The following is a 21,531-nucleotide window of genomic DNA, read 5'->3' on the forward strand; positions in this document are numbered from 1 at the left end:
CAATCGCGTGCCCTCCCGATCAGCGACAACGCCGTAAGGGATCGTGACGACCGGAGATCATCCGACTTCTAGCTGCCGGTTTCTTCCTTGAGCGGTTCTTCGGCCGCTTCGTCCACGCCCGAAATGGACGGCTCGGAACCGGAACGGGCGCGTCCTCAGGCGGTATCGTCGCGGACGGTTCGCGTCGCGGATCGGCGCGTCCGGCAAGTGAAAGGCGGTGGGGCATGGTCGTGGTCGAGGAGGCCATCCGTACGCTGTCCGCGGCCCACCGCGAGATCCTGAACGAGACGGTGTTGAGCAGGCGCACCGTGAACGAGGCCGCCGACGTGCTCGCGCTCCCCGTCGAAACGGTGAAGTCACGCGTCTACTACGCGCTCCGGGCACTGCGGATCGCCTTGGAGGAGCGGGGCGTGACGGCGTGACCGCCGGGGTCGAGCACACCGATGTCGGGGCCTACGCGCTGGGCCTGCTGACGCCCGGCGACGCGAAGGCCTTCGAGGACCACCTCGCCGCGTGCCGCCGCTGCGCCGGCGAACTCGGCGACTTCGCCGGAATGGCGGATCTGCTCACCGGCCTCGGCCCGGTCGAGGACACCCCGCACGCCGCCCCGGAAGGCGAAATCACCGACCTCACACGGCACCGCGACACCCCCAGCGGAACCGGCAGGCCCGGACAAGGCGTTCCGCGCGGCGGGATCGGCAGGCCCGGCCAGTCCGGACGCGGCGTCCGGCGCACCCGCCTCTTGCTCGCCGCCGCCGCGGCGGCCCTCTTCGCCGGCGGGGTCCTCGTCGGGACGACCCGTGGCGGCGAGCCGATCCCCGCCGACCTGCACGGCTGGGGCGAGATCCGGTCGGCCACCGACGAGCGGTCCGGGCTGGAGGCCGTCGCGGCGGTGCAGAGCAAGGGCTGGGGAACCCATGTGGCCCTCGACCTCGGCAACCTGAAGGGGCCGCTCACCTGCCGCCTCGTCGCCGTCTCCGCCACGGGCGCGGAGAGCGAGGTGACCGGCTGGGCCGTCCCGGTGCGGGGCTACGGCGCGATCGACTCGTCCGACCATCTCCAGGTGCACGGCGGGATAGCGATCCCGCGCGGCGAACTCGACCGGCTCGTCGTCCGGGCCGACGGCGTCGGAGACCTCCTGACCATCCCCACCTGACGAATACCCGTCAGGTGGCACGGCACCCAGAGCACGGTGCGGCCGAATTGGCGCCGAAACCCTGTTGCGGACGCGTCCAGAATGGCGGACGAAATCGGGCTGATCCGTGCGCGCCGACCGCCGCCGCGGACGGCGGACGCACCGGATCTGCCCGTCGCGAACATCACGCCTCGCGTTTGACGAGCTTGCCGTTGGCGCCGACGACGAACCATTCTCCGTCGACGCCCTGGCCATCGAGATCGCCCGGCTGCGCGTCACCCGCATAGTAGTAGAGCGGCCAATCACCATACGTGGCCTGGAAAGTTCCCTCCGACCGCTGGGAGTGCTTTACCAGCGACCGGTCGACGCCTTCACCGAGGGCGGCTTTCGCCTTGCCCGCGAGCGCGGGCCAGGTGGCGATGCACTCGCCTTCGCAGACGCTCGTCCCGGCCTTGTCCTTGGTGAACGCGTACAGGCTCCGTCCGGACCGGTCGGTGATGATCGGCCCGAGGCCGGACGGGCTGACCTTTATGCCCGCCGCCTCACCGGCCTTCTCCACCGCCGGCCCTTGGCCGGATCGGCCAGGATCCTTCTCAGATCCGCCGCATCCGGCGAGTCCGATGACGGCGATCGCGCCGAGAACGGCAATGCGTGCGCGCATGAGAATACTCCCTATGCATTGGGGGGTGAGTGATGCTTACTTAACCCGCTACACGTTGAGTTCGGCGGGCCCGGTTCAATCGGATTCCTTTTTCTTTTGTTGAACCCGACTCGAAGATCTCGTCGTACACCGGGTCACCTCAGTCAGACGCACGTTCACTCCCTTGGAAGGGCTCGACCAATGCGCAGGAGTCTCATCTCGTTGCCGATCACGGCGATCTCGCTGGCACTGCTGGGGGCGGTGCCCGCGCACGCGGCCCACCCCACGCCCGGCCCCAACGCCACCCCGGCGCCGGGTCACGGGCACGGAGGCGGTCACGGCGCGCCCGCACCGTCCGGCGACCCGTCCACCGATCCGTCGGGCGGCCCGTCCGCCGACCCGTCGGGCTCGTCCTCGCAGCCGCAGACCGGGCAGGGGCAGGAGACCCCGGCGCAGAGCAACGGCGCGACGAACCGGACGCGCGGCAAGGCGGTGTTCCTGGCGGCCAGGCTCTCGGGCGCCAACGAGGTCCCGGCGTCCGAAGGCGACGCGGACGGGCGCGGCACCGCCCTCGTCCGCGTGCAGGGCAACCGGGTGACCTTCGCCCTGAACTGGAGCGGCATCACCGCCCCGACGCTCGGCCACATCCACCGGGGCGCGGCCGGAGTCAACGGCGACGTCGCGGTCCCGCTGTTCACCAGCGCGATGCCGGCGACCGTGACCTCCGCGGCGGGCGCGGTCACCGTCCCGGACCCCACGATCGCGGACGGCCTCCGCGCCAACCCGGGCAACTGGTACGTGAACCTGCACACCAAGGAGAACCCGAAGGGCGCCGTCCGCGCCCAGCTCGCGCCGCTCGGCGGCAGGAGCGACATCCTGAAGCTGCTCAAGACCGGCGGCAAGCGCGCCTTCATGTCCGGTGACCAGGAGGTGCCGGTCAAGGACGGCCCCGCCGTCGGCGACCCGGACGGCAGGGCGGTCGCCTTCGTCCGGCCCTCGCTGGGCGCCGCCGACTCGATCCGCTTCTCCATGGCCTGGGTCGGCGTCACGCCCAGCCTCGCCCACCTCCACCGCGGCAGGTTCGGGACCAACGGCCCCGTCACCGTCGACCTGGTCACCACCGCAGTGCCCAGCACGATCTTCGCGGTGTCGGGCACCGCGACCGGCGTCGACCCGAACGTCGTCCAGGGCATCAGGACCAACCCGCGCAACTGGTACGCGAACCTCCACAGCACCGAGTTCCCGGGCGGCGCCGTCCGCGGGCAGCTCAACGACTGACCGGCGCCCGTCCCAAACGAAGAGAAGCGCCCGGCACGGTGCGATCACCGTGCCGGGCGCTCTGCCGTACCGGCGTCCGATCAGATCGGGATGGTGAGCAGGGTCCCGCCGCCATCGACCTTCACCTCGAAGCGGTCGAGGTCCTGGCGCGGGATCGCCGTCCCGCCATGGGTGATCAGCGGCTCCGGCGAACCGGGCAGGCCGTAGCCCTTCACCGGGACCCGCCAGCCGGTCACGACCGTCCGTTCACCGCTGCGGGACACCGCTTCCAGGCGGCACCGGAGGGGACCCCGGACGCCCTTCAACTCCAGCCCGACGTGCGTGCCCCATCCCACGGCGCTCAGGCCCACGAGGCCGCTCACTCCCGTCTTGGCGTCGGCGCCGGAGTGCCGCTCGCCGGAGACGACCAGCGCCTGGGCCGGGCCGTGCTGGTGCCCGTCCGCCGGGAGGCCGTCGTCGCCGAGGCCCGCGCCGACGGTGACGCCCGTGGCGATCAGCGCTGCGGCGGCCGCCGCGCCGATCACGTACGTCCCGCGCCGGCGGCGGCGTTCGGAGCGCCGCCGGCGCCGCACGAGATCGATGACCTCGGCCGGGGGCCGCTCCGGGGCGGGCTCCGCCGCACCGCCGACCCCACCGGCTTCGGGCCCGCGCTCGACACCGTGGACGGCTTCGGCGAACTCCCCGATGCCGGAGAGCGCCTCGGCCACGCCGCTCATCTCGCGGAGTTCGGCCGCGCACGAGGCGCACCGTGCGAGATGCGCTTCGAAGACGCGACGGTCATCGTCCTCAAGCAGGCCGAGGGCGTAGGCGCCGATATCGGTGTGCTCGATCTGCGAGGTCATGCCGTCACCCCCCTTTCCTCCAAAGCGACGCGCAAAGCGCGCAACGCGTAATAGACGCGGGATTTGACCGTCCCCACCGGAATTCCCAGCACCTCCGCCGCCTGGTTGACCGTACGGTCGCGCAGCACGGTCTCGGTCAGCACCTCGCGATGGGGAGCCGAAAGCGCGTTCAGCGCCTCCGACACGACCACCTTGCGCAGGAGGCCGTCCATCTGGTCCGCCATCGGCAGGTGCTCCAGCGCCGCGTCGCCGACCTCGGGCGGCCGGATGTCCCGGGACCGCCGATGGTCGATCACGATACGCCGGGCGACCGTGGCCAGCCAGGGCATCAGGGAGCCGGACGAGGAGTCGAGCCGGTCCGCGCCCTTCCACGCCCTGATGAAGGTCTCCTGGACGACGTCCTCGGCCCATTGCCGGTCGCCTGCGGTGAGCCGCATGACGAAGCCCGTCAGCGGCCGATGGTAGTCGCGGTACAGCTCGGTGACGATCCGTTCGTCATCGGTGTCGGGCGCGGTCCGGGGGAAACGGATGAGGTTTCTCAACCCGCCGGCGGTTCCTGGTGCTGCCATGGCCGAGTGCGTCTCCGGGTCTGAGAGGGTTGGCCCAAGAGGGACAGGCGGTCAGCAGAACGTACGAGCCCGGCCCGGCCCCCGGTTCAACGCCTTTGAGACTTTCTTAAGGTCCGCTTAGGGGCGCACCGCTCCCGCCGGCGCCGTCTGCCCTCCCGACCTCGGCGCCCTTCCCGAAGCCGTGCTCCCGCGCCTCTTGGCCGCCTTAAGCCGGGTGCGATGCTCGAACCCATGACGAACACGCGACTCACGGTCGGATGCATGCGCTACGACACGACGGCCGCCCTGTTCGAGGGCGCCGCCACCATTCCCGGCTACGACGTCGACCTGCGCACCGGCCCGGTGGTGCCGGACGTCTTCGCCCGCATGATGCGCGACCGGGAATTCGACGTCTCCGAACTCGGCATGACCTTCTACCTGCGCACACTCGACCCGGACGCCCCGGCATCGGGCCCTTTCCGAGCCATTCCGGCCTTCCCTAACCGCGTTTTCCGGCATTCGTGCGTCTACGTGAACGCCGGCAGCGGCATCGAGGCCCCCACCGATCTGCACGGGCGCACGATCGGGGAATTCGGCATGTACTCCCAGGACTCGGGGGTATGGGCCAAGGGCATCCTCTCCGACGAGTACGGCTTCGACCCGGCGAAGTCGCGCTGGGTGATCGGCGGGCTCGACCAGCCGATGGCGCCGTTCGATTTCGTGCCGCAGGTGGTGCCCGACGGGGTCGAGGTCGCCTACGAGCGGAACCGGGCGCTCTCGGACATGCTCGACCGCGGCGAGATCGACGCGCTCTTCTCGGCGAACGTCCCGCGCTGCGTCCTCGACGGGTCGCCGCGGGTCCGCCGGTTGTTCGAGGACTATCCGGAGGTCGAGCGCGACTGGTTCCGCCGGACGGGTCTTTTCCCGCTGATGCACGCGATCGTCGTCCGCGGCGATGTCCTGGCGGCGCGCCCCGGCGTCGCCCGCGCCGCCTACCAGGGTTTCCTCGACGCGAAGAACACCGCACGCGACCATTACCTCGGAATGGGCCGGCGGCTCTACCAGGTGCACACGATGGTCCCGTGGATGAGCGCGCTGGTGGAGCAGGACATCGCCCTGCTCGGCGCCGACTGGTGGCCTTACGGAATCGCGGCGAACCGCGGAGAGCTCGACGCTTTCCTGCGCTACCAGCACGAACAGGGACTCTCCCCGCGACGCTTCACCATCGAGGACGTATTCGTCCCAGACCTCCTCGACACCTGACGACGCCCACGATCAGGACCATTTCCAGCTGCGCCGCGTTCCGGTACGCGCGCTTTCACCTCCGCCTCGTCGAAGCGGTACCCGTGGTCGGCGAGCGCGCGGGACATGGCGTCGTGCACGGGCAGGCCGTAGAGGCTCACGAGCACCGCCGCGTCGGCCTCCGGCCGCTGTCGATGGCCGTCCAGGTCACCGGGGTGACGGCGTGGACGTGAGCGTGTCCCAGGCGGCCATCGCGCAGGTGACGACCGCCTCCAGCTCGGCGCGGTCGGCACCGTCGCGGGCTTGCAGCGAAAGGCCTTGCACCACGGTGGTGTAGTAGCGGGCCATGGCGTCGAGTCCGTCGGGCGCCACGGTGAGGTCGCCGTCGGCGACGCCACGGGCGAGCCGCTCCCGGACGGTGTCGAGCATGCCGCGCCGCCGGTCGGCCAGGAACTCCCGGATCGCGTGGTTCTCCACGGCGCCGGTGGGCGCGGCCAGGATGAGCATGCAGTAGTGCGGGGCGTCCGAGCGGGTGATCTGGTCGGCGGTGGCGCGCAGCATGGCGTGGATCGCGGCGCGCGCGGTCGGCTCCTCGCGCAGCGCGCGCCGCGGCGGCTCGCCCGACGTGCTGCCGTAGAGCGCCATGACCTTGCGGAACAGGTCCTGCTTGCTGCCGAAGCAGGCGTAGATGCTGGCCGAGGCGATCCCCATGGCCTGGGCCAGGTCGTTGATCGAGGTGCCCTCGTAGCCCCGTTCCCAGAACACGTCCAGCGCCTGGCGCAGGGCGGTGTCCGGGTCGAATGTGCGCGGCCTGCCGCGAGCGGCCATCGAGCGTCCCTCCGAACTTCTTTGTCGTTCGATCAACTTTACCTTGACCCAGCGGAGGCTGCATGCCACGCTTTGTTGGCCGTTCGATAAACAAATAGAAGGCGAGCCTCCATGAGCGTCCCGTCCACCATGCGCGCCCTGCGGCAGACGTCGCTGAACGGCCCACAGGACCTGCACCTGACCACCGACGCGCCGGTCCCGTCCCCGGGCCCTGGCGAGGTCCTGATCCGTGTCACGGCCGCCGGCGTCAACTACGTCGACATCTCGCAGGCCCGCGGCACGTTCGCGGACGGCCCGCGGCCGCCGTATCTGGCGGGCATCGAGGCCGCCGGCGAGGTCACCGCCGCGGGCGAGGACGTGACCTGCCCGGAACCCGGCGCCCGCGTCGTCGGCGTGGACGTCAGAGGCGGTGCCTTCGCCGAGTACATGGTCCTGCCCGCACCCGCCGCCGTCCCGGTGCCGGCGGGCTGGACCGGCGAGCAGGCCCTCGGCCTGCTCGTGAACTGGCCGACCGCCTTGGCGGCGCTCAAACCCCTGGGCGGCCTCACCACCGGCCAGACCGTGCTGATCCACGCCGCCGCCGGCGGAACCGGCCAGGCCGCGGTGAGAATGGCCAAACACTACGGCGCGACGGTGATCGCCACCGCTTCCCCCGAAAAGCACGACGTGGTACGCACCCTGGGCGCCGACCACATCATCGACTCCCGCGGCGACGACATCGCCGCCGACGTCCTGGCCCTGACCGACAACGCAGGCGCCGACCTGGTCCTGGAGTCGGCCGGCGGCGCCACTCTGGAAGCCAGCCTGGCCGCCGCGAAACGGGTCACCGGCCGCGTCATCGTCTACGGCCTGCCCGGCGGCGAAGCCGCGATCACCAACTGGGACCTGGTCTACCGGCACCAGCTCCACATCGTCGGCCTGAACATCGGCACCCTGATCCGGACCGCGCCGCACATCTTCGGCGACGTCATGTCCCAGGTGTTCGCGCTCATCGCGGCCGGAGTCCTGGCCCCCGCGCGCCCCACCACCCACGAACTGGCCGACGGCCCCAAAGCCCTCGCCCAACTGGAGGCAAGAGCCACCACAGGCAAACTCGCCCTGCTCCCCTAGGTGCCCTGCCGCAGAATCGGCAGACCGCTTGGAAGGCGTCGGAGCCGGGTTGAGGCAGGTGATTCAGGGCGCGACCGGCGAGCGGCCGGACGGGTCGTGGCGTCGTGGGCTGGGACGGGTTGCTCTGCCGTGCAGGATCAGGGCCCGCAGCAGGCAGGCCAGTGCGGTGGTGGACGCGGCGGTGCGGGCGACGTTCGCCAGGCGCAAACCGCCGTCGACCGCTTCCTGACCCTCACGGCCCATTGATCACCCCGGTGCGTCGCACCGCGGTGGCGGCAGCGCTTCGACGGCTCCGCCGGCCGTCCGCACGGCAGCCGCTGGCGTCCGTGCCCTGGAGGCTGGCCGCCGCGGGTCATCTGGCCCACCGCGGCATGGCCGCCGGGCGCCGCCGATGACGCCCTGCCCGGGACCGGCCGTGAGGCGGAGCGGGCCTTTCAGTTGAGCGCGGCCTGGACGAGCTGCGCGAGGTGGACGGCGGCGTCGTTGAGGGGGGTGTCGTCACCGGTGACGCGGCTCAGCAGCTCGGCGCCCTCCAGGATCGCGATGACCGTCCCCGCCAGGGACCGGGCCGTGGACGGGTCCATGCCGCAGCTCTCCAGCTTGGCCGCGACCAGGCCCTGCCAATGGGCCAGGGCCTCGATGGCGGCCTGCTGGATTCCGGGGACGCGGCCGACGGTCTCCAGCGCGGTGACGGCGACGGGGCAGCCGTCCGTCCAGCCGGATTCCCTGAGCGTGCCGCCCTGAAGACGGGCGCAGGCGGCGACGGCCTCGGCAGGGTCCGGGCTGGACGACAGGCCGCGTTCGAGCACCCGGCTGAACTCCTCCGCGCCGTACCGCATCGCCTCGATGGCGAGCTGCTGCTTGCCGTCGGGGAAGAAGTGGTAGACCGAGCTCACCGACGCTCCGGCCGCCTGGGCGATGGGCTTGACCGAGGCGCCCTCGTACCCCTGGCGCTGCAGCAGTGCCGCGGCGGCCCGGACGATGCGGTCACGGGTGTCGCTCTCGGCGGGCGAGCGTCCGGCTCTCATGCCCCCACCCTACTGGTTGGAACGTTCGTTTCAATGTTGCTACGCTCTGGATCGAACGTTCCAACCAAAGGGGTGCGCAGATGACGAACACAACGGCTTCATGGGCGGGGCACCCTGGATACGGGCGCATGTTCGCCCCCGGAAAGCTGACGGTGGGGCTGTTCCTGCCGCTGTGGCCGTACACGGGGGACATGGCCGCGCTGCACGGTCAGAGCGCCGTGGTGGAGGAGGCCGAGCGGTCCGGCTTCGCGGGGGCGTGGGTGCGGGACGTCCCCCTCGCCGATCCCGGCTTCGGCGACGTCGGCCAGGTGTACGACCCCTGGTCGGCGCTGACCTGGCTCGCCGCCCGCACCTCGCGGATCTCGCTCGCGGCGGGCAGCGTCATCTTCACGCTCCGCCACCCCATCGACCTGGCCAAACAGGCGGCCTCCGTGGACCATCTCAGCGGCGGACGGCTGGTGCTCGGCATCGCCTCGGGCGACCGCCCGGTGGAGTTCCCCGCCTACGGCGTCGACTACGAGACGCGCGGCGCGCGGTACCGCGAGACGGTCGACGCCTTCCGCGAACTGCTGGAGCCAAAGCCCGGCGGCGGCGTGGACCTCCTCCCCAAGCCGACGCATGGACGCGTCCCGCTGCTGGTCACCGGTTCGTCACAGCAGTCGCCCGAGTGGATCGCCGAGAACGCCGACGGCTGGCTCGTCTACCCGGGTCCCACCGCGACCCCGGACGGCCCCCGCGCCCTCGGCCAAAAGATCGCCAAATGGCGCGCCCTGGTGCCCGGCCAGCAGTTCCGCCCCGTCGCCACCAACGAATGGATCGACCTCACCGAAGACCCGGCACACCCGCCCACGCCGCTGCGCGGGGGCTTCGTGCTGCGCACCGGCACGCAGGGGCTCCTCGAACTCCTGAACCGCTGGCAGGACGAGGGCGTCAACCACGCCGCCCTCGGCGTCCAACACGGACGACGCCCAGCGGCCGAGGTGGTGGCGCAACTCGGCGAGGAAGTAGTGCCCCACTTCCCCGCACTCTCGGCCGCCCAGCCGCTGGAGCCCGCATGGTAACCGCCGACGGATTCCGGGACGTCATGCGCCGCTGGGCATCCGGCGTAGCCGTGATCACCATGCAAGGCCCCGACGGCCCCCACGGGATGACGATCAACGCCCTGCTCTCGGTATCACTCGACCCGCCCACCCTCCTGATCGTCCTGGCCCGCAACGGCCGCACCCACGGCATCCTGGAGCGGACGGGCCGTTTCACCGTGAACATCCTCTCCGCCGCCCAACGCCCCCTCGCCGACCACTTCACCAAACGCCGCCAACCAGGCGACGAGGAATTCAACGACCTCGCCTGGCACCCCTCCCCCAACGGCGCACCAGTACTGGAAGGCGCCCTAGCAACCCTGGACTGCCTGATAACCGAACAGACACTAATCGCCGACCACTCCCTGATAATCGCCACCGTGACCCACACCCACCTACCCCCAACCAAAACAGGTCCCCTAATCTACACAAACCGCCACTACCACACCCTCCCCCACTAATAACCGCCCGCTAAGCGTCACCCGAAACGAGTCACTTGAGCACTTGCCCAGCGACGACCTACCGCATCCTTGAGGAAGGCCGGTAGTCTTCGTGATCGACCGCCCGTTCCCACACGGCCGCGAATGCGTCGGAGCACAGCGAGACGAGTGCACGGTCGCCGGTCACCTCGTTGTCGGCCCATTCGCCCTCACCGGTGAAGTGATTCCAGACAAGTACGGCGGAATCAAAAACCCAGAAGTCCGCGGGTGGTGTCGCAAGCCCGGCGGTCAGGTGACGAGGCAACCACCGGACCTGCTCCCCCGCCGCCAGGTTGACCGGACCTGTACATTCCCACAGCCAGCGACTGTAGCGGGAGAGCGGTTCGGAGACGATCCGTGCTCTGCGGATCTCAACCCCTCTCGCGACCGCCTTGTCGATTGTGGATATCCACCACTCATCATCGGCATCGGTGGACACGATGCCGGTTCCAAGCCACTTCGTGAACGAAGTGTCCGCCATGTAGGCGTCACGCGACTCCAGGTGGACTGCCGAATGATTGGCAGCGGCGAGAAGCTCTTCGAACATCTCGTTGGTCAGCGGCGAACCCATCGAGTGCCTCCATTTCTCTCAGGATCACCGGCTTCACGCGGAAGCCGGACGGCCAGCACGGCCACCATTGTGGAGGTTAGCGGTTGGGCTGATGAGGGCCCTGCCGGTGAGAGGCCCATCGCCGGGCGAGTGAGAGATTGACCGGAACGTTGGGAGCGGCACGAGCGGCGCTGATCTGGGCCCACCGTTCGGCCGTCAGATACACGTACCGGTCGATGATCACAGGGTCGGCGTCCATCCATGACGGAAATTGCATGGCCCACTGTTCGGCTTCGGCGGGGGCATGGCCCGCGTGGATCAACCACGGGATCACTTGGCCGACCTCTACCCAAGGAGCACCTCGGGACGCGAAAGCCCAGTCCACTACATAGACGCACTGATCTGCAGTAATGAGCAGGTTGTTCGGGTTGAGGTCGGTGTGCAGGAGAGCGTTCCCAGCCATGGGCGACACATCGTCTGCGAGGGCTTCCCAACGTCGCTCAACCCGCATGACCACGGGGTCCGGGCAAGGAATCGCCTGGAGGTGGTGGATCGCCTCCGTCAGCGCGGCCAAGTCCGGGCTGCCCGGCGAGTAGTCGGCCTCTCGACCCTCGACGTATTCAGAACCCACGGCAAGCCACCCCCCGGTTTCCACCGTCCACAGCAACCGGGGGGCGAACTCGGGCACACACGGGTTGATCGCGACTTCCCTGCGCAACGCGCGGACCTGCCGACCGTCCTCGTCCGGTGAGACCTTCGGAGCGGCCTTGACGAACGTCCGCCCCGACGCCCCGGTGACCACGACGGCCAGATCCGAGTTGCTCCCACCGAGGGCCTCCTGAACGTTGCGGATCACGCCGGTCCGTTCAGCGATCGCCTCCCGCACCCGCGTAGGCAGCCCTGACCACTCACCCCGCATGCCCGTCCCTCGTCAGTCGCCGATGGTGCTGCATTCCGGTGGACAACAGCCCGCTCCGACACCCGCCTCCCAGAATTCCATGTCCACGTGGTAGCCCGTGGCCCGCAGAATCGGGACAGTCCTCTCGAGTGCGGCACCGGACAGGATGTCGGCATCCACCACCGGCACATGGTGGAGATAGGCGCCCGCGTGCGTCATCCCGAACTCGTGGTACGGCTTGGTCCGCTTGAGGAAGGCGTGCCACCCCTCGTCGACAGGGACCGATGGGACGATCCTGACCCAGGCGTCGGGATTCTCGGCGGCGTCCTTGATGAGGTCGGCGTGCGCCTTGAGGAACACCAGTGCCTGCCCCATCAGCCGCTCGGCGTAAGCGCGGGTGACATGGTTGTACCGGATGATGTCGTCCACCAGAAGGTTGAAAACCTCCTCCGGGACGAGTGCGCGCGGGTCCTTGACGCTGTCGGACGGCTGGAAGGCGCGTCCGCGCGCCGCCACGATATCCTCCACGGCCACCATCAGCCCGCCGCTGTCGTTGTGGAAGTTCACTGGATTCTCCCTTCTGCCCGCCGTTAGGTCGGCGGTGCGTCCGGGCACCACCGTGCGGCCGACGACGCTGGCTGAACAGTGAACGAGGCCGTGGCCTGGGGGTGTGGGACGAGTCCACGGAGTCGTCTCGCCGTTCACCGTTGCGGCAGAGCCACGCCCGGCTACGCTCTGAGACGGGGGTTCGGTGAACAAGGGCGAGTGGTGCCGTGACCAGGCGCAGGGTCTTCGATCCCGGGACAGTGCCGGTCGCTTTCTGGCGACGCGATGAAATCGAACGATCACTCACTCGACGCGACGTAGGGCAGTTGTTCCGGTTGTTTCTAGCCGAGTTCAACGGATGCACGCAGACGCAGCTGGCACTGCTGACCCAACACGACCGCTCCGATATCTCCAACTGGGTCCGTGGAACCCGCCAGGGCCGGGTGTCCGACATCGAGGTCCTCACCCGGATCGCGGACGGCCTCCAAATCCCCGACTCTGCACGGCTCTTAGTCGGCCTCGCCCCAGCCGGTTCGTTTCCTCTCCATCCTGATCCTGTCGTTCCCCGGCCACGCACGGCCGTCCAGGATGACCAAGCGATGACCGTCCCTGTACCGGTGCGCCTGGCTATCTGCGGCAGCCGGGCACCTGACACCGACGCCGACGTGATCGACGCCGTCGTCCCATGCCTGGCACGCCTAGTCATGAGTAGGGGATACAAGGTCAGCCACGGCCCGGTCGGCGTAGGCATCGAGGTCATGACCCATATCGCCGACCGGTACCGTCCCCCCGACTTCGCATTAGCGATCGGCCTGTTCGGGCACCGCAATGTCATCGCCCACGCGCAACTGGTCCTCGTCATCGGCGGCGGCGTCGGCACGCAAGCCGAGATCGACCTCGCCGCCTCGATGGGCACACCGATCGTCGCCCTACCGGCCAGCGGCGGAACTGCATGCCGCTTTTATCAGCAGGCGACCCGCGACCAACGTCTCCGCGGGTCGATCAATGACGAGCAGTTCGCCGCTCTCAGCGCCTGCGCCGACCCTAGTGAGGACTTCGTCCGTATCGTCGAGGGCCTGATCAACAACGACCTTGGAGCCTCAAGTGCCTGAACGCCCCTATGTCCTGCTGTCGTGCGCGGCCTCCATCGACGGCTACATCGACGACACCACTGACCAGCGGCTGTTGCTGTCCAACGACGAGGATTTCGACCGCGTCGACGAAGTCCGTACCGGTTGTGACGCAATCCTCGTCGGCGCCAACACCATCCGCCGCGACAACCCTCGCTTGCTCGTCCGTGCCGAGCAACGCCGCAAAGACCGTGTGGCCCGTGGCCTGCCCGAAAGCCCCATCAAGGTCACCTTCACCAGCTCGGGTGACCTGGTCCCGGACGCCAAGTTCTTCACCGCCGGCGACGTTCAGAAGATCGTCTATTGTTCCAGCGGCGCGGTCGACAGCTGCCGCGACCGCCTCGGCGGCGCCGCGACCGTCGTGAGTGCCGGAGACCCGGTCGACTTGACCACCATGCTCGCCGACCTGGCCGGACGGGGCGTTCAGCGGCTGATGGTCGAGGGGGGCGGCGCCGTCCACACCCAGTTCCTCACCACCGGACTCGCCGACGAACTCCAACTCGTCGTCGCCCCCTTCTTCGTCGGTGACGCCCACGCCCCCCGTTTCGTCGGCCCAGGCCAGTTCCCGCACCACCCCGGAAACCGCATGGCCCTCCAGGAAGTCCACCCGATCGGCGACGTCATCTTCGCCCGTTACCGCCTCACCAACTTCGACGGCACGCCTTCTGCCCAACCCGACCAAGCGACATGACGCCCTGCGGGCCCCGCCCGCACAGCGTTCAATCACGTGCGCCGATAGAACGGGCGTCGTTACCGCGTGCCCTCGTCGTGGCGTCCGGCCTTCACCTCGGCGACGAAAACGCCCCATGCCCTGGCGGTGAAGGCGAGGTGCCCGGCATCCGGGGCCTTGCTGTCACGCACACCGACGCTCAAGTTCAGCTCGGCGACTTCGACGCATTCGCCGTTGCCGCTGCTCTGACTGCTCTTGCGCCACATCGCGTGTGCCGGGTCCGGCGCTGTCATGTCGCGCCTTGGTCGTAGCGTCCGGCCTTCGCTTCGGTGACGAAAACACCCCATGCCTTTGGCGCGAAAGTGAGGTGCCCGGCGTCTGGCAGCTTGCTGTCGCGGATGGCGATGCTCGACTCAAGGGGTGCGACTTCGACGCAATTGGTTTCGCCACTCCAGCTGCTCGTACGCCATGCGGCGCGGGGCTGGGCTGGCGTTGTCATCTGCGAGTCTGGTCGTAGCGTCCGGCTCGCGCTTGAGCGATGAAGGCAGTCCACGCCTGCGGAGGGAGGGTGAGGTGGCCTTCGTGCGGGGCCTTGCTGTCGCGCACACCGACGTCTACTCCTAGGGCGGCGACTTCAACGCAGTCACCGCCAGCACCATTGCTTCGCGTGCTCTTGCGCCATACGGCGCGGGTTACGTCTGAGGTTCGCATGATCCCGCACCTCCCTTGCTTCGGTTGTCGCATGTTCACGTCATGTTGTCGGCTATGCGGGCGATGAGCGCCTGCGAGTCACTTGGCCGGAGGGCTGCCGCACGCAAGTGGTCAAATGCCATGCTATAGCGCTCGATCTCGTGGGGCTTCTCCAGGTAGAGCCCACCTGTCTGCTCCTCCATGAAGACCACCTTCGGGTCCGAGGGCTCAGGGAAGCCGAGAATGGTGAAGGCACCGCTCATCGCGGGGTGGGCACCCGCATCAAACGGCAGCACTTGGAGGGTGATGTTGGGCAGTTTGGCCATGTTGCTCAGGTGCGCGAGCTGCGCCTGCATTGTGGGGGCGCCGCCCACACGGCGATGGATCACCGCCTCGTTGAGGACGGCCCAGAACTTTGGGGCGCCTGGCGTGGTGAGGCGCTCGGTGCGGGCCATGCGGAGCTCGACGCGCTTGTCGATCTCGGCTTCGTCGTCGAGAGGAAACGACTGGAAGACGGCGCGGGCGTAGTCGGCCGTCTGGAGCAGACCGGGGACGTGCTCGGACTCGTACTTGTCCATGGTCACAGCATCGGATTCAAGGCCGACGTAGACCTCGAACCACGCTGGGATCGCTTCGCCGTAGCTGTGCCACCAGCCTTTCTGTCTGGCTTCGCGGGCCAGCGCGAGCAGGACCTCTCGTGCTTCGCCCTCGATCCCGTACACGTTCAGCAGGTATTTGACGTCGCGCGGGAGGACGCTGACACGGGCGTTCTCGATGCGGCTGACCTTGGCGTTCGACCACTCCAACTGTTCGGCTACGTGATCGAGGGTGAGCCCGGACGCGTCCCGAAGTCGGCGCAGCTCGCCTGCGAGGCGGCGGCGCTTCACCGTGGGAGTACTCCTTGCAATCATTCACTCACCTCTTGTGATCAGTAGTTTGCATCTGTAATTTACTGATGCAGAGTTCGATGCAACCCAAAGCATGCCACCGGTAGCGGAGCGTGCGCAGCCGAACGTCCCACGCCGGGTGATCGGTATGCCGACTCCGGCCCGTTGATCGCGAAGGGAGAGGCCAGTGATCACACTGGAGAACGCGGGGCCAGAGCACAGGACGCAGATGACCTGCGAACGGTTCGACCTGCTAGTGCGGCTGATGTGGGCCTTGCGGGAGCTGGAGCGGGGGTCGGTGTTGTATCTGGACGGGCGGGCGGAGCCGGTGTTGGCGGTGCCGGTTGTTTCGCGGCGGCGGTCGGTGGCGGTGGTCGTCGTGCAGGAGCGGGGTGGGTGGGCTTATCTGTGGGACGCCGTTCAGCGGACGCCGGTCGGGGCGGTTCGGGTGGCGGCGCGGCGGATTGCCGGGGTGACGAGGTGATCGTCTGGGATGAGGTGCATGCCGAGCGGATGGGCGCCGATGTGCGGGAGGTGCGGGCTCGGGTTCGGAAGGCGTTGGTGGGGTGCGGTGACGGGTTCGATCTGGACGATGTCGAGCTCATGGTGTGTGAGATCGCCACCAATGCCGTCCGGCACAGTGCCAGCGGGAAGAGTGAGGGCGGGGTGTGGGTGCGGGTGCTGGTGGCGGAGGAGCGGCTGCGGGTGGAGGTTCGGGACGACGGTGAGGCCGAAGGGTGTCCGGTGATCCCCGAGCAGGGGGCGGGGTGGGAGGAGTCCGGACGGGGGTTAATGGTGGTGGACGGGCTGGCCGATCGGTGGGAGACGCTGGCGGGTCGGGACGGACGGCACACGGTGTGGTTCGAGGTCGTCCGATGAAGGCGCGGAGGGCGGCGTCGCGGGTGCTGCGGGGAGCGCTGGCGGTGCTGCGGCGGCCGGTCGGGACGGAGGCGGACTGGCGGGGCCTGACGCGGCGGGACGAGGCGCGGGCCGTCCAGGAACTGCTGGTCGAGCCGTATCCGGAGACCGTCTTCCTGTTCGCCGGGCTGGGGCCGGGGGCGCGTAGGGCGTTCGAGCTGTTTCCGGACGAGACGCGGGTATGGCGGGCGCTCGCGGAGATGGAGGCGGCGCGGTCGCGGGTGTGGTCCAGGCAGGGGCGCGTGTGGGACGCGGGCAAGTGCGCCGGACGGGCACAGGCGTTCCGGGAGGCGGCCGAACGGGTCGAAGATGTGCTGATCGAGTCCTTCAAGCTGTGGGAGGAGTATGAGCGGCAGGTTGGGGATGAATGGCTATAGGCGGATGATTGTTGTTTTTAGCTGGGAGTAGTGGTCTATGGCCGCTAGGCCCTTCTCTCGGCCCCAGCCGCTTTGTTTGTAGCCGCCGAACGGGGTTTCGACGCCTCCGGCCTGGTACTCGTTGATGAAGACCTGGCCCGCTTCAAGGCGTCGGGCGAGGGTTAGGGCCCGGGATATGTCGCTGGTGTAGACGCCTGCGGCCAGGCCGTAGGCGGTGCCGTTGGCGATGTCGACGGCCTCGTCCTCAGTGGTGAACGGGAGGACGCAGACGACCGGGCCGAATATCTCCTCGTTGGCGATTCGCATGTCCGGTCGGACGTTCGAGAAGACCGTCGGCTGGACGAAGTAGCCACGGGCGAGGTCGCCGTCGGTGTATCGGGCGCCGCCCGTCACTCTGGACGCGCCTTCGCGGCCGCCGATGGCGATGTAGCCGAGGACGCGGTCCAGCTGGGGCTGGGAGATCAGGGGGCCCAGCATCGGGTCGCGCATGCCGGGGCCGACGGTCATGTCGGCGAGGGCGGTGGCGACGCGGTCCAGGACGTCGTCGAGGGCGGCGGAGTGGACGAGCAGGCGGGTCGCGGCGGAGCAGATCTGGCCCGCGTTGTGGGTCATGGTCCGCAGGACGGCGGCGGTGACGGCGTCCAGGTCGGCGTCGGGGAAGACGATGTTCGCCGACTTGCCGCCCAGTTCCAGGCCGACGGGGATGATGCGGTCGGCGGCGGTCTTGGCGACGAGGCGTCCTGTTTCGACGGAGCCGGTGAACGAGATGCGACGGATGAGGGGGTGCTCGACCAGGGCTTGGCCCGCTTCTTCGCCGAGTCCTGTGACGACGTTCAGGATGCCGGGTGGGAGGCCCGCTTCTAGGGCCAGTTTGCCCAGGCGGATGGCGGTTAGCGGGGTCTCTTCGGCGGGTTTTAGTACTACTGCGTTTCCGACCGTCAGGGCGGGGGCGGCGGCGCGGGCGGCCTGGTTGAGTGGCGCGTTCCACGGGACGATGACGCCGACGACGCCGTACGGCTCCTTGGTGGTGACGACCATGTGGTCGGCGTCGAGCGGGAGGTGGCTTCCCTCGATCTTGTCGCAGATCCCGGCGTAGTACTCGAAGTAGCGGGCGGCGAGCTCGACGTCCCGTTTGCCCTGGCTGATGGGCTTGCCGGAGTCGAGCGTCTCCATCATCGCGAGCTGGTCGATGTCGTCCAGCAGGAGGCGCCCCAGGCGGGCGAGGGCGCGGCCGCGCTCGTGGGGTTTGCGGCGCGACCATTCCGGTGAGCGGTACACCTGGTGCGCGGAGGTGACCGCCGCGTCGACGTCGGGCGCGGTGCCGCGCGGCACCTCGGCGAGGGGTTCGCCGGTGGACGGGTCGTAGGTGGTCAGCCACTCGCCCGACCAGGCGGGGACGGCCCGGCCTGCGATGATCATGCTGTGCCGGTCGTGGACGACGGCCTGCGACGGTGCGCTCATCTCGGGCTCCCTGGGGCGAGGGCGTCGACTCCGGACATGGCCGAAGTGAATTGCGTGAGGGACGGGGCCGCTGCCAGGCCGCGGAGGGCGTCCAAGAGGGGTTCGGCCGCCTCCGTGCCGACGCAGGCGCGGAATTTGGCGGCTATGTCGTCCGCAGACATCGGGTTGCCGGGGCTGCCCACGTTGTGGTGGAGGTGCTGCTCGTGGCGGGTTCCGTCGTCCAGTTCGATGCGGACGCCGCCTGGGAACGCGGCCGGGTACTCGGCATACTCCGTGACCTCGTAGTCGACGCGGCGGGCGATATCGAGGACGGCGGGGTCGGATAGGCGGTCGGGGTGGAAGCCGTCCACGCGTAGGGAGCCGTCGACGACCGTCAGCGCCAGGGCGAAGGGGAGGCTGAAGCGGGCGTCGTAGACGGTGCGGGGTGTGTGCTTGTCCGCCAGGGGCTCGCAGACCAGGTGCAGGTAGGCCGAGGGGACCAGGGCTGTGTAGCGGTGTATGCGGGAGATGTCGTCGGGGCTGAGGGCTAGGCGGTCGCGTAGGGCGAGCCAAGCGTCGATGGTGGCGTGGATGCAGTGTCCTGCTGGATAGGGCTTGGTGGAGACGCCGGTTCCCGTCCAATGGTCGCCCAGGTCGGCGAGGGTTTCGGACGCGGCGTCGTCCTTGATCTCTACGGCGGCGAACGACCTGAGGAGGCCGGACGGGCCCTCCAGGACGGACGCCGGGCCGGTGGCGCCGTGACGTGCGAGTTTCGCGGCCGTCACCGCGCCCTTGGCGGCCCAGCCGGGGTGCATCTGCTTGGCGTCGGAGCCGTCCGAGAAGAACTCCATCAGGCCCGAGGCCATGCTTCCGGCGAGTCCGGCGGCGCTGACGGCCTCCGTCATCGACAGGCCGAGCAGGCGGGACGCGACCGCGGTGGCCGGGATGATGCCGAGGACGGAGGTCGGGTGGAAGCCGCGCTGCTGGAGCGGTTTGCCGGGGGCGAGGGTGCCGAGTCGGGCGTCCAGTTCGTAGCCGATGGCGGCCGCCGCCAGGACGTCGCGGCCGGACGCGCCGGTCTCCTCGCCGACCGCCAGGGCGGTGGGGACGATCACCACGCTGGGATGGATCATCGAGGCGGTGTGCGTGTCGTCGTAGTCCATGCCGTGGGCGAGCATGCCGTTGGCGAAGCAGGCGTCGTCGGTTCTGGATCGTCGTCCGCCCGAGCCCCAGATCGAGGCCGGGCCGGGTGCGGGTTCGGAAAGGGTCAGGCGGGCGGCTGCGGCGCCCAGGCCGCGTCCGGCGCAGCCCAGGGCCACTCCGACGGTGTCGGTGAAGCGGAGCGACGTCCATTCGAGCAGGTCGTCGGGGACGTCGGCGGACGGGTGGCGGAGTGCGAAGTCGAGCATCCGCTCGGTCAGGGTCGGTTCCCTGGGGGCGCCCATCAGACGGGAGGGTGCGCGAGGCCGCGCTCACCGAAGTCGGACGGGTATTTGTAGTGGACGGCTCGGTAGCCCTCGCCCTCCGGGTCGATGTCCACGTCGATGACCGTGGGGGCGCCGCTGTCGAGAGCCGTCCGGATGGCGTTCTTGATTTCTCCGGGGGCGGTGACGCGGATGCCTTGCGCGCCCATCACGCGGGCCCAGTCCGCGAAGTCGATCTCGTGGCGTTTTCCGCTGCCGGTGTCGACGTAGTCGGTCAGCGAATGGCGGCCGTAGATACGCAGCATCTGCTCGCGTTCGATCTGGAGCGTGCCGTTGCTGAGGACCACCACGACGATGGGGACGCCCTGTTCGACGGCCGTGAGCAGGGCGGAGCCGGTCATCGTGAACGAGCCGTCGCCGATGATGGCGATGGTGGGCTGGTCGGGGCGGGCGAGGGCGGCGCCCACCGCGCCCGGCAGGGTCCAGCCCATGCGGTGGAAGAAGCCGGAATGGATGTAGTGGCGGCTCAGCGCGCGGAGGAACGGCGGGCCGAAGGAGAGCGAGTGGCCGGTGTCGAACAGGACGGTGGCGTCCGGGGCCCGCTCGGCGACGACGTCCGACAGGTCGGAGAACACGCGGGCGTAGCCCATCGGGGCGGCGTCGGAGGTGCGCAGCGGCGCGACCTCCGCCTCCCATTTGGCGCGCAGCTGGCCGAGGTGTTCCAGCCAGGCGGTGCGGTCGGCTTGGGGGTACTGCTCTAGCGCGGTGGCCAGGCCGAGCAGGGCGGTTCGGGCGTCGGACACGATGGCCACGTCGGTCGGGTACACGCGGGCCAGTTCGCCGTCGTCGATGTCGATATGGACGAGCTTGGTCGAGCCCGGGATGTCGTGGAGCGTCCAGCCGCCGGTGTCGATGTCGCCGAACCTCGTGCCGACGCCGATGAGGACGTCGCATTCGCGGGCCGCCTGGTTGGCCTGGAGGGTTCCGGCGCGTCCGACGCAGCCGAGCGACAGCGGGTGGTCTTCCGGAATGGCGCCCTTGCCCGGTGTCGCCGTCTCGACCGGGATGGAGAAGCGTTCGGCCAGGTCGGCCAGTTCCTTCCAGGCGCGCGCGTTGTGGATGCCGCTGCTGACCGAGAGGAGCGGCCGCTCGGCGGACGCGATCAGGGCGGCTGCCTCGTCGAGGGCCTGCGGGTCGGGGCCCGGACGGGCGATCCGCGTCCAGCGGGACAGGTCGGGGACGCCGCGCACCTCGATCTCGGTGTGCTGGATGTCGAACGGGAGCTGCACGACGACCGGGCCCGGCCGTCCGCTGATCGCGGTCTTGTAGGCGCGGAGCACCATCTCCAGCGCGTTGTCCGGACGCGTAACGCTGAACGACGCCTTCGTCAGCGGCTTCAGCGTGAGCGGCCATTCCTCGGGGCCGTACCGGTAGACCTCCTCGATGCCGCCGCGTCCGTACCACTGCGTGGCTCCGCCGCCCGCCAGCACGAGGAGGGCCGATGAGTCGAAGAACGCGGAGGCGACGGCGGGCGTGATGTTGGCGCTGCCCGGACCGACCGATGTGGTGACGACCGCCATGGGCGGTTCTCGTCGGGTGCGCCAGTAGCAGTCCGCCATGTGGACGGCGTGGTCCTCGCTGCGGGCGGCGATGGTGCGGATCTCGGTCTCGTGGACGAGCGAGTCGAGCAGTTTCCAGTTGCCGTGGCCGTTGTAGCCGAAGCAGAACTCCGTGCCCGCCGACTCCAGCGCCTTCGCGATCGCCGTGGCCAGTTGCATCCGCACCGCGACGC

Annotated in this window: 28 protein-coding genes; 12 read left to right on the forward strand and 16 right to left on the reverse strand. The window is 69.4% G+C overall.

What is annotated here, in order from left to right; all coding sequences use genetic code 11:
• The first annotated feature begins 224 nt into the window (after nt 1-224).
• Together ACH34T_RS39265 and ACH34T_RS39270 are read left to right on the forward strand one after the other, a co-directional pair.
• Nucleotides 225-422, forward strand: coding sequence for a sigma factor-like helix-turn-helix DNA-binding protein (locus ACH34T_RS39265; RefSeq protein WP_396026075.1), 198 nt, complete (start codon nt 225-227; stop codon nt 420-422).
• Nucleotides 419-1,156: an anti-sigma factor family protein gene (locus ACH34T_RS39270; RefSeq protein WP_396026076.1), complete on the forward strand. Its 738-nt coding sequence runs from the start codon at nt 419-421 to the stop codon at nt 1,154-1,156. Before ACH34T_RS39265 ends, ACH34T_RS39270 begins: the two co-directional genes overlap by 4 nt.
• A gap of 163 nt (nt 1,157-1,319) precedes the next feature.
• Here the strand turns inward: ACH34T_RS39270 and ACH34T_RS39275 are convergent, their stop codons facing one another.
• Nucleotides 1,320-1,796 (reverse strand): hypothetical protein, encoded by a 477-nt coding sequence (locus tag ACH34T_RS39275; protein WP_396026077.1) that lies wholly within the window; start codon nt 1,794-1,796, stop codon nt 1,320-1,322.
• 180 nt (nt 1,797-1,976) lie between these two features.
• Here ACH34T_RS39275 and ACH34T_RS39280 point away from each other — a divergent pair, with 180 nt between their 5' ends.
• The gene (locus tag ACH34T_RS39280; protein WP_396026078.1) at nt 1,977-3,053 is read left to right on the forward strand and encodes a CHRD domain-containing protein; all 1,077 of its coding nucleotides are present in this window, start codon (nt 1,977-1,979) and stop codon (nt 3,051-3,053) included.
• An 80-nt stretch (nt 3,054-3,133) separates the two neighbouring features.
• On the opposite strand, the gene ACH34T_RS39285 is transcribed toward ACH34T_RS39280, so the two are convergent.
• On the reverse strand, nt 3,134-3,895 hold the full coding sequence (locus ACH34T_RS39285) for an anti-sigma factor family protein (protein WP_396026079.1): 762 nt from the start codon (nt 3,893-3,895) through the stop codon (nt 3,134-3,136).
• Nucleotides 3,892-4,464: a sigma-70 family RNA polymerase sigma factor gene (locus tag ACH34T_RS39290; RefSeq protein ID WP_396026080.1), complete on the reverse strand. Its 573-nt coding sequence runs from the start codon at nt 4,462-4,464 to the stop codon at nt 3,892-3,894. Before ACH34T_RS39290 ends, ACH34T_RS39285 begins: the two co-directional genes overlap by 4 nt.
• Before the next feature lie 231 nt (nt 4,465-4,695).
• Here ACH34T_RS39290 and ACH34T_RS39295 point away from each other — a divergent pair, with 231 nt between their 5' ends.
• Nucleotides 4,696-5,706, forward strand: a complete 1,011-nt coding sequence (locus ACH34T_RS39295; protein ID WP_396026081.1) for an ABC transporter substrate-binding protein — start codon at nt 4,696-4,698, stop codon at nt 5,704-5,706.
• A gap of 186 nt (nt 5,707-5,892) precedes the next feature.
• On the opposite strand, the gene ACH34T_RS39300 is transcribed toward ACH34T_RS39295, so the two are convergent.
• Complete coding sequence (locus ACH34T_RS39300) at nt 5,893-6,513, reverse strand: TetR/AcrR family transcriptional regulator (RefSeq protein ID WP_396026082.1); 621 nt, start codon at nt 6,511-6,513, stop codon at nt 5,893-5,895.
• A gap of 111 nt (nt 6,514-6,624) precedes the next feature.
• Here ACH34T_RS39300 and ACH34T_RS39305 point away from each other — a divergent pair, with 111 nt between their 5' ends.
• Nucleotides 6,625-7,623, forward strand: a complete 999-nt coding sequence (locus tag ACH34T_RS39305; protein ID WP_396026083.1) for a zinc-binding dehydrogenase — start codon at nt 6,625-6,627, stop codon at nt 7,621-7,623.
• A gap of 63 nt (nt 7,624-7,686) precedes the next feature.
• Here ACH34T_RS39305 and ACH34T_RS39310 read toward each other — a convergent pair whose 3' ends face one another.
• Both ACH34T_RS39310 and ACH34T_RS39315 read right to left on the reverse strand, forming a co-directional pair.
• Nucleotides 7,687-7,866 (reverse strand): hypothetical protein, encoded by a 180-nt coding sequence (locus tag ACH34T_RS39310; RefSeq protein ID WP_396026084.1) that lies wholly within the window; start codon nt 7,864-7,866, stop codon nt 7,687-7,689.
• 191 nt (nt 7,867-8,057) lie between these two features.
• Nucleotides 8,058-8,651 carry a TetR/AcrR family transcriptional regulator gene (locus ACH34T_RS39315; RefSeq protein WP_396026085.1) on the reverse strand — a complete coding sequence of 198 codons (594 nt, stop codon included), beginning with the start codon at nt 8,649-8,651 and terminating at the stop codon, nt 8,058-8,060.
• Between the two features lie 128 nt (nt 8,652-8,779).
• Between ACH34T_RS39315 and ACH34T_RS39320 the strand changes: the two genes are divergently transcribed.
• Both ACH34T_RS39320 and ACH34T_RS39325 read left to right on the forward strand, forming a co-directional pair.
• Complete coding sequence (locus tag ACH34T_RS39320; protein WP_396026086.1) at nt 8,780-9,712, forward strand: LLM class oxidoreductase; 933 nt, start codon at nt 8,780-8,782, stop codon at nt 9,710-9,712.
• Nucleotides 9,706-10,191, forward strand: a complete 486-nt coding sequence (locus tag ACH34T_RS39325; protein ID WP_396026087.1) for a flavin reductase family protein — start codon at nt 9,706-9,708, stop codon at nt 10,189-10,191. Before ACH34T_RS39320 ends, ACH34T_RS39325 begins: the two co-directional genes overlap by 7 nt.
• A gap of 58 nt (nt 10,192-10,249) precedes the next feature.
• Here the strand turns inward: ACH34T_RS39325 and ACH34T_RS39330 are convergent, their stop codons facing one another.
• The 3 genes from ACH34T_RS39330 to ACH34T_RS39340 form a co-directional block, all read right to left on the reverse strand.
• The gene (locus ACH34T_RS39330) at nt 10,250-10,780 is read right to left on the reverse strand and encodes a DUF6879 family protein (RefSeq protein WP_396026088.1); all 531 of its coding nucleotides are present in this window, start codon (nt 10,778-10,780) and stop codon (nt 10,250-10,252) included.
• Nucleotides 10,781-10,856: 76 nt separating this feature from the next.
• Entirely contained in the window at nt 10,857-11,645 is a 789-nt protein-coding gene (locus tag ACH34T_RS39335) for a phosphotransferase (RefSeq protein WP_396026089.1), read from the reverse strand.
• A 45-nt stretch (nt 11,646-11,690) separates the two neighbouring features.
• Nucleotides 11,691-12,224, reverse strand: coding sequence for a hypothetical protein (locus ACH34T_RS39340; protein ID WP_396026090.1), 534 nt, complete (start codon nt 12,222-12,224; stop codon nt 11,691-11,693).
• A gap of 206 nt (nt 12,225-12,430) precedes the next feature.
• On the opposite strand from ACH34T_RS39340, the gene ACH34T_RS39345 reads away from it, so the two are divergent.
• A complete protein-coding gene (locus ACH34T_RS39345; RefSeq protein WP_396026091.1) occupies nt 12,431-13,315 on the forward strand; it encodes a hypothetical protein in 885 nt (294 codons plus the stop codon).
• Nucleotides 13,308-14,024, forward strand: coding sequence for a RibD family protein (locus ACH34T_RS39350; protein ID WP_396026092.1), 717 nt, complete (start codon nt 13,308-13,310; stop codon nt 14,022-14,024). Before ACH34T_RS39345 ends, ACH34T_RS39350 begins: the two co-directional genes overlap by 8 nt.
• Before the next feature lie 59 nt (nt 14,025-14,083).
• Here ACH34T_RS39350 and ACH34T_RS39355 read toward each other — a convergent pair whose 3' ends face one another.
• Genes ACH34T_RS39355 through ACH34T_RS39370 form a run of 4 tightly spaced genes read right to left on the reverse strand, consistent with a single transcriptional unit; the run spans nt 14,084 to nt 15,580 of the window.
• Nucleotides 14,084-14,296, reverse strand: coding sequence for a DUF397 domain-containing protein (locus tag ACH34T_RS39355; protein ID WP_396026093.1), 213 nt, complete (start codon nt 14,294-14,296; stop codon nt 14,084-14,086).
• Nucleotides 14,293-14,502: a DUF397 domain-containing protein gene (locus tag ACH34T_RS39360; protein WP_396026094.1), complete on the reverse strand. Its 210-nt coding sequence runs from the start codon at nt 14,500-14,502 to the stop codon at nt 14,293-14,295. Before ACH34T_RS39360 ends, ACH34T_RS39355 begins: the two co-directional genes overlap by 4 nt.
• Nucleotides 14,499-14,747 (reverse strand): DUF397 domain-containing protein, encoded by a 249-nt coding sequence (locus ACH34T_RS39365; RefSeq protein ID WP_396026095.1) that lies wholly within the window; start codon nt 14,745-14,747, stop codon nt 14,499-14,501. The genes ACH34T_RS39360 and ACH34T_RS39365 overlap by 4 nt, the downstream gene beginning before the upstream one ends.
• A 2-nt stretch (nt 14,748-14,749) precedes the next feature.
• Nucleotides 14,750-15,580: a helix-turn-helix domain-containing protein gene (locus ACH34T_RS39370; protein WP_396026096.1), complete on the reverse strand. Its 831-nt coding sequence runs from the start codon at nt 15,578-15,580 to the stop codon at nt 14,750-14,752.
• Between the two features lie 187 nt (nt 15,581-15,767).
• Here ACH34T_RS39370 and ACH34T_RS39375 point away from each other — a divergent pair, with 187 nt between their 5' ends.
• The 3 genes from ACH34T_RS39375 to ACH34T_RS39385 are packed head-to-tail and all read left to right on the forward strand — an operon-like array spanning nt 15,768 to nt 16,875.
• On the forward strand, nt 15,768-16,064 hold the full coding sequence (locus ACH34T_RS39375) for a hypothetical protein (protein ID WP_396026097.1): 297 nt from the start codon (nt 15,768-15,770) through the stop codon (nt 16,062-16,064).
• Nucleotides 16,061-16,459 (forward strand): ATP-binding protein, encoded by a 399-nt coding sequence (locus tag ACH34T_RS39380; RefSeq protein WP_396026098.1) that lies wholly within the window; start codon nt 16,061-16,063, stop codon nt 16,457-16,459. Before ACH34T_RS39375 ends, ACH34T_RS39380 begins: the two co-directional genes overlap by 4 nt.
• On the forward strand, nt 16,456-16,875 hold the full coding sequence (locus tag ACH34T_RS39385) for a hypothetical protein (protein ID WP_396026099.1): 420 nt from the start codon (nt 16,456-16,458) through the stop codon (nt 16,873-16,875). The genes ACH34T_RS39380 and ACH34T_RS39385 overlap by 4 nt, the downstream gene beginning before the upstream one ends.
• Here ACH34T_RS39385 and ACH34T_RS39390 read toward each other — a convergent pair.
• Genes ACH34T_RS39390 through ACH34T_RS39400 form a run of 3 tightly spaced genes read right to left on the reverse strand, consistent with a single transcriptional unit; the run spans nt 16,870 to nt 21,517 of the window.
• Nucleotides 16,870-18,336, reverse strand: coding sequence for an aldehyde dehydrogenase family protein (locus tag ACH34T_RS39390; RefSeq protein ID WP_396026100.1), 1,467 nt, complete (start codon nt 18,334-18,336; stop codon nt 16,870-16,872). The genes ACH34T_RS39385 and ACH34T_RS39390 overlap by 6 nt on opposite strands.
• Nucleotides 18,333-19,760, reverse strand: coding sequence for an MmgE/PrpD family protein (locus ACH34T_RS39395; RefSeq protein ID WP_396026101.1), 1,428 nt, complete (start codon nt 19,758-19,760; stop codon nt 18,333-18,335). The genes ACH34T_RS39390 and ACH34T_RS39395 overlap by 4 nt, the downstream gene beginning before the upstream one ends.
• Entirely contained in the window at nt 19,760-21,517 is a 1,758-nt protein-coding gene (locus tag ACH34T_RS39400) for a thiamine pyrophosphate-binding protein (protein ID WP_396026115.1), read from the reverse strand. The genes ACH34T_RS39395 and ACH34T_RS39400 overlap by 1 nt, the downstream gene beginning before the upstream one ends.
• Between the last annotated feature and the right edge of the window lie 14 nt (nt 21,518-21,531).

It is taken from the genome of Actinomadura sp. 9N215 (genome assembly GCF_044326345.1).
Lineage (GTDB): Bacteria > Actinomycetota > Actinomycetes > Streptosporangiales > Streptosporangiaceae > Spirillospora.

What these genes read in the sequence shown, in the direction of transcription:
- ACH34T_RS39295 (WP_396026081.1), top strand. Translation starts at nt 4,696, where the DNA reads ATGACGAACACGCGACTCACGGTCGGATGCATGCGCTACGACACGACG.
- ACH34T_RS39275 (WP_396026077.1), bottom strand. Translation starts at nt 1,796, where the DNA reads ATGCGCGCACGCATTGCCGTTCTCGGCGCGATCGCCGTCATCGGACTC.
- ACH34T_RS39300 (WP_396026082.1), bottom strand. Translation starts at nt 6,513, where the DNA reads ATGGCCGCTCGCGGCAGGCCGCGCACATTCGACCCGGACACCGCCCTG.
- ACH34T_RS39285 (WP_396026079.1), bottom strand. Translation starts at nt 3,895, where the DNA reads ATGACCTCGCAGATCGAGCACACCGATATCGGCGCCTACGCCCTCGGC.
- ACH34T_RS39290 (WP_396026080.1), bottom strand. Translation starts at nt 4,464, where the DNA reads ATGGCAGCACCAGGAACCGCCGGCGGGTTGAGAAACCTCATCCGTTTC.
- ACH34T_RS39400 (WP_396026115.1), bottom strand. Translation starts at nt 21,517, where the DNA reads ATGCAACTGGCCACGGCGATCGCGAAGGCGCTGGAGTCGGCGGGCACG.
- ACH34T_RS39390 (WP_396026100.1), bottom strand. Translation starts at nt 18,336, where the DNA reads ATGAGCGCACCGTCGCAGGCCGTCGTCCACGACCGGCACAGCATGATC.
- ACH34T_RS39305 (WP_396026083.1), top strand. Translation starts at nt 6,625, where the DNA reads ATGAGCGTCCCGTCCACCATGCGCGCCCTGCGGCAGACGTCGCTGAAC.
- ACH34T_RS39355 (WP_396026093.1), bottom strand. Translation starts at nt 14,296, where the DNA reads ATGACAGCGCCGGACCCGGCACACGCGATGTGGCGCAAGAGCAGTCAG.
- ACH34T_RS39320 (WP_396026086.1), top strand. Translation starts at nt 8,780, where the DNA reads ATGTTCGCCCCCGGAAAGCTGACGGTGGGGCTGTTCCTGCCGCTGTGG.
- ACH34T_RS39360 (WP_396026094.1), bottom strand. Translation starts at nt 14,502, where the DNA reads ATGACAACGCCAGCCCAGCCCCGCGCCGCATGGCGTACGAGCAGCTGG.
- ACH34T_RS39365 (WP_396026095.1), bottom strand. Translation starts at nt 14,747, where the DNA reads ATGCGACAACCGAAGCAAGGGAGGTGCGGGATCATGCGAACCTCAGAC.
- ACH34T_RS39385 (WP_396026099.1), top strand. Translation starts at nt 16,456, where the DNA reads ATGAAGGCGCGGAGGGCGGCGTCGCGGGTGCTGCGGGGAGCGCTGGCG.
- ACH34T_RS39330 (WP_396026088.1), bottom strand. Translation starts at nt 10,780, where the DNA reads ATGGGTTCGCCGCTGACCAACGAGATGTTCGAAGAGCTTCTCGCCGCT.
- ACH34T_RS39265 (WP_396026075.1), top strand. Translation starts at nt 225, where the DNA reads ATGGTCGTGGTCGAGGAGGCCATCCGTACGCTGTCCGCGGCCCACCGC.
- ACH34T_RS39280 (WP_396026078.1), top strand. Translation starts at nt 1,977, where the DNA reads ATGCGCAGGAGTCTCATCTCGTTGCCGATCACGGCGATCTCGCTGGCA.
- ACH34T_RS39395 (WP_396026101.1), bottom strand. Translation starts at nt 19,760, where the DNA reads ATGGGCGCCCCCAGGGAACCGACCCTGACCGAGCGGATGCTCGACTTC.
- ACH34T_RS39325 (WP_396026087.1), top strand. Translation starts at nt 9,706, where the DNA reads ATGGTAACCGCCGACGGATTCCGGGACGTCATGCGCCGCTGGGCATCC.
- ACH34T_RS39310 (WP_396026084.1), bottom strand. Translation starts at nt 7,866, where the DNA reads ATGGGCCGTGAGGGTCAGGAAGCGGTCGACGGCGGTTTGCGCCTGGCG.
- ACH34T_RS39315 (WP_396026085.1), bottom strand. Translation starts at nt 8,651, where the DNA reads ATGAGAGCCGGACGCTCGCCCGCCGAGAGCGACACCCGTGACCGCATC.